Genomic DNA, 5,275 nt, shown 5'->3' on the forward strand with positions numbered 1-5,275 from the left:
GAAGAAATGAGGATTGCCCCCCTGCGGTACGCCGTATCAGAGGCAATCTGATGTGAGCCACGATGGTTCGGTGACACCCGAGTTTCGCGGTGCCACCGACCAACGGACCATGCAATGCAAACTTTATAATTGGATACAAGTGTTCTCATCACGAGAACACCCGCCAACCGCCTCCACTAGGAGGCAACATTCCGGTTGATCCTGCCGGAGGTCATTGCTATTGGGATTCGATTTAGCCATGCTAGTTGTACGAGTTTATACTCGTAGCGGAAAGCTCAGTAACACGTGGTCAAACTACCCTGTAGACCGTCATAACCTCGGGAAACTGAGGCTAATAACGGATACGCAACAGCAGTTGGAATACGCTGTTGAGAAAACGCTCAGGCGCTACAGGATGTGGCTGCGGCCGATTAGGTAGACGGTGGGGTAACGGCCCACCGTGCCAATAATCGGTACGGGTTGTGAGAGCAAGAGCCCGGAGACGGAATCTGAGACAAGATTCCGGGCCCTACGGGGCGCAGCAGGCGCGAAACCTTTACACTGCACGCCAGTGCGATAGGGGGATCCCAAGTGCGAGGGCATATTAGCCCTCGCTTTTGTGTACCGTAAGGCGGTACACGAATAAGAGCTGGGCAAGACCGGTGCCAGCCGCCGCGGTAATACCGGCAGCTCGAGTGATGACCGATTTTATTGGGCCTAAAGCGTCCGTAGCTGGCCGTACAAGTCCGTCGGGAAATCTACCTGCCCAACAGGTAGGCGTCCGGCAGAAACTGTATGGCTTGGAACCGGAAGGCGTGAAGGGTACGTCTGGGGTAGGAGTGAAATCCTGTAATCCCAGACGGACCACCGATGGCGAAAGCACTTCACGAGGACGGATTCGACAGTGAGGGACGAAAGCTAGGGTCTCGAACCGGATTAGATACCCGGGTAGTCCTAGCCGTAAACGATGTCTGTTAGGTGTGACTCCCACTACGAGTGGGTGTTGTGCCGTAGGGAAGCCGCTAAACAGACCGCCTGGGAAGTACGTCCGCAAGGATGAAACTTAAAGGAATTGGCGGGGGAGCACTACAACCGGAGGAGCCTGCGGTTTAATTGGACTCAACGCCGGACATCTCACCAGCTCCGACTATAGTAATGACAGTCATGTTAACGACATCCACTACGAGCTATAGAGAGGAGGTGCATGGCCGCCGTCAGCTCGTACCGTGAGGCGTCCTGTTAAGTCAGGCAACGAGCGAGACCCGCGCTTCTAATTGCCAGCAACACCCCCGGGTGGTTGGGTACATTAGGAGGACCGCCGCTGCTAAAGCGGAGGAAGGAACGGGCAACGGTAGGTCAGTATGCCCCGAATGAGCTGGGCTACACGCGGGCTACAATGGTCAGGACAATGGGTTCCAACGCCGAAAGGCGACGGCAATCTCAGAAACCTGGTCGTAGTTCGGATTGTGGGCTGAAACTCGCCCACATGAAGCTGGATTCGGTAGTAATCGCGTGTCACAAGCGCGCGGTGAATACGTCCCTGCTCCTTGCACACACCGCCCGTCAAAGCACCCGAGTGAGGTCCGGATGAGGCTGTCATACGGCAGTCGAATCTGGGCTTCGCAAGGGGGCTTAAGTCGTAACAAGGTAGCCGTAGGGGAATCTGCGGCTGGATCACCTCCTAACGACCGAGATCTACCCACCCGGGTAGACTCACCTTTTCATTCATATCCGTTGGCCGGAGACAACACCACCAAACTCGGGCACTTTAGAACCATCGTGGCTCACACCACACCAAGGTCACCCCCTCTCAGTCGAGAGGGTGGGCTCATAACTCAGCGGTAGAGTGCCTCCTTTGCAAGGAGGACGCCGTGGGTTCGAATCCCACTGAGTCCATATCAGAATCACCGTACAATCGTGCCCCTTAAGTGGGGGACGGCGTAAGGATGATTCGGTAACGAACAGATGCACCATCCCGTGAAAACGAGGTTGGGAAGGGTTCGACGATTGTCCTCACCGCACTCGAGGATAATTAATGACGACCATATGTACGTGTAATCCAGGCGTCAACTGGATCCTTCACCGGAACAGTAACGCGCCCAAATTATATTATTATCAACTGGCTACTGTGCCGGCTGGTGAATAGCTCGGCTTGAGAGCTGAAGACGGACGTGCCAAGCTGCGAAAAGCCTGAGGAAGCCGCATGGAGGCGAAGAACTCAGGATCTCCAAATGGGAATCCCTCTAACAATTGCCACGCGCAATAGGGAACGTCGGGAACTGAAACATCTTAGTACCGATAGGAAAAGAACGCAACAGCGATATCGTTAGTAACGGCGAGTAAACGCGACACAGTCCAAACCGAAGCCCCTCGGGGCAATGTGGTGTCCGGACTGACTTTCATCGAGCGAACTGGAAACTGAAGTCTCTTGGAATAGAGCGTGAAACAGGGTGACAACCCCGTAAGTTTTCGTAGTACCTCGTGCGTCAGCTCCAGAGTAGCGGGGGTCGGATATCCCTCGTGAATGCATCTGGCATCCCCAGATAAGACTAAACACTCCTCAAGACCGATAGTGAACAAGTAGCGTGAGCGAACGCTGAAAAGCACTCCAAGACGGACCGTGCAATAGAGCTTGAAATCAGTCGGCGATAGAACGACAGAGCATACAAGGCCACTTACAGAATGACCTACGTGCGAACGTACAGTAAGGTGTAAGTGGAGCCGATGTTGTGTCGTGCGTTTTGAAAAACGAACCAGAGAGTGTACTTCGATGACGAGTCTAACCTGCGAACCAGGGAAGGCGAAGCGAAAGCGACAAGGCCGCAGCATTGCGAGGGCCGCCGTGTTCATAGCGCGGGGAGTCATCGGGGTACGACCCGAAACCGAGTGATCTATGCGCAAACAGGGTGAAGCGTGCCGAAAGGTGCGTGGAGGCCCGTTAGGGGTGGTGTCCTACAATACCCTCCCGTGATTTGTGCATAGGGGTGAAAGGCCCATCGAACTCGGCAACAGCTGGTTCCGACCGAAACATGTCGAAGCATGACCTCAACCGAGATAGTCCATGAGGTAGAGCGACCGATTGGGAATCCGGACTCCGAGAGGAGTTCGCTTCCCTGTCAAACTCCGAACTTATGGACGTTGTAGACGTTGGGAGTCCGGTGTGCGGGGTAAGCTTGTGCACCGTGAGGGAGACAACCCAGAGCTAGGTTAAGGACCCAAAATGTGGATTAAGTGCTATCGAAGGTAGTCTCAAGCCCTAAACAGCCGGGAGGTGAGCTTAGAAGCAGCAACCCTCTAAGAAAAGCGTAACAGCTTACCGGCCGAGGTTTGAGGCGCCCAAAATGATCGGGGCTCAAATCCACTTCCGATACCTAGCGGCAAACAGATCGCGTAGGTCGGCGTAGTGTGTGGGTGGAAGCACGGGTGAGAACTCGTGTGGACCACGCAGTAACGAAAATTCTGGTCACAGTAGCAGCGAGAGTCGGGTGAGAACCCCGACGGCCTTACGAGCAAGGGTTCCTCGGCACTGCCAATCAGCCGAGGGTTAGTCGATCCTAAGTCTGCCCGTAATTCGAAGCAGACAAATGGGAAACAGGTTAATATTCCTGTACCACTCTCAACTCAAAGCTGACGCTTTGGGAACCATCGAGCCACGCTTTCGCGTGGTCGAATCAAGGAAATCCGTGGAAGCTGTAACAGCACGAAGCGGACGAAGCTTGAAACAGCGAAAGTCGATGTTACCTAGAGCCCGTGAAAAAGCGATGAGAGTGATCGTACCAAGATCCGACACAGGTGCTCAGGCAGAGAAAGCCAAGGCCTGTCGGGATAACCGACGTTAGGGAATTCGGCAAGTTAGTCCCGTACGTTCGCAATAAGGGATGCCTGCTCTGCAGAGAGCAGGTCGCAGAAACTAGGGCGCTCCGACTGTCTAGTAACAACACAGGTGACCGCAAATCCGCAAGGACTCGTACGGTCACTGAATCCTGCCCAGTGCGGGTATCTGAACACCTCGTACAAGAGGACGAAGGACCCGTCAACGGCGGGGGTAACTATGACCCTCTTAAGGTAGCGTAGTACCTTGCCGCTTCAGTAGCGGCTTGCATGAATGGATAAACGAGAGCGCCACTGTCCCAACGTTGGACCCGGTGAACTGTACGTTCCAGTGCGGAGTCTGGAGACCCCCAAGGGGAAGCGAAGACCCTATAGAGCTTTACTGCAGGCTGTCGCTGAGACGTGGTCGCTAATGTGCAGCATAGGTAGGAGCCATTACACAGGTACCCGCGCCAGCGGGCCACCGAGGCAACATTGAAATACTACCCGTTAGTGACTGCGACTCTCACTCTTAGCAGAGGACACCGGTAGCTGGGCAGTTTGACTGGGGCGGTACGCGCTCGAAAAGATATCGAGCGCGCCCCAAGGTTCTCTCATCCGAGTCGGGAACTCGGAGAAGAGCGCAAGAGCATAAGAGAGCCTGACAGTGACATTCCTAACGAGTGTCGCTGACGTGAAAACGTGGTCTAGCGAACCTACGAGGCCTATTGATGAGGCCCGTAGATGACAGAAAAGCTACCTTAGGGATAACAGAGTCGTCACCCGCAAGAGCACATATCGACCGGGTGGCTTGCTACCTCGATGTCGGTTCCCTCCATCCTGCCCGTGCAGAAGCGGGCAAGGGTGAGGTTGTTCGCCTATTAAAGGAGGTCGTGAGCTGGGTTTAGACCGTCGTGAGACAGGTCGGCTGCTATCTATTGGGGGTGTAAGGTACTTGATGTGAACGTTCGTATAGTACGAGAGGAACTACGAATGGGCGCCACTGGTGTACCGGTTGTCCGAGAGGGCAGATGCCGGGTAGCCACGCGCCGAAGGGTAAGAGCTGAACGCATCTAAGCTCGAAACCTGCATAGAAACGAAGTACCACCGAGGTCACTCGTAGAAGACGAGTTCGATAGACTCGGGGTGTGCGCACCGAGGCAACGAGGTGTTAAGCCCACGAGCACTAACAGACCAAGCCACATTCATAATCTTTTGGACAACGCGTTGGTGATCCTGTGAAGGATCCAGGCGCTAACTGGATTACACACACATACTACATATGGTCAGTAGAACCAATCTACCAAGACTGGTGTTTATAACCGCAGTTCGATTCTGCGACTTGGAATTAAGGCGGCCAGAGCGGTAAGGCAACACCCGTACCCATCCCGAACACGGAAGTTAAGCTTACCCGCGTTGAGCGCAGTACTGGAGTGGGAGACCCTCTGGGAGTCGTTCACCGCCGCCTCCATTCATACCACTTTCA

General features: G+C 54.5%; 1 tRNA gene and 3 rRNA genes. All 4 read left to right on the forward strand.

Features of this window, described 5'->3' with window-relative positions:
• Nucleotides 1-188 precede the first annotated feature (188 nt).
• The 4 genes from AArcSt2_RS16615 (at nucleotide 189) to rrf (ending at nucleotide 5,260) form a co-directional block, all read left to right on the forward strand.
• A 16S ribosomal RNA gene (locus tag AArcSt2_RS16615) occupies nucleotides 189-1,662 on the forward strand.
• Nucleotides 1,663-1,803: 141 nt separating this feature from the next.
• Nucleotides 1,804-1,875: transfer RNA gene (locus tag AArcSt2_RS16620), tRNA-Ala, on the forward strand.
• A gap of 218 nt (nucleotides 1,876-2,093) precedes the next feature.
• Nucleotides 2,094-4,997, forward strand: a 23S ribosomal RNA gene (locus AArcSt2_RS16625).
• A gap of 141 nt (nucleotides 4,998-5,138) precedes the next feature.
• A 5S ribosomal RNA gene (rrf, locus tag AArcSt2_RS16630) occupies nucleotides 5,139-5,260 on the forward strand.
• The 16S, 23S and 5S rRNA genes sit together here with 1 tRNA gene alongside, the layout of an rRNA operon.
• The last annotated feature ends 15 nt before the right edge of the window (nucleotides 5,261-5,275 follow it).

The sequence above is a fragment of the Natronocalculus amylovorans genome (assembly GCF_023638035.1).
In the GTDB taxonomy this organism is placed as follows: domain Archaea; phylum Halobacteriota; class Halobacteria; order Halobacteriales; family Haloferacaceae; genus Natronocalculus; species Natronocalculus amylovorans.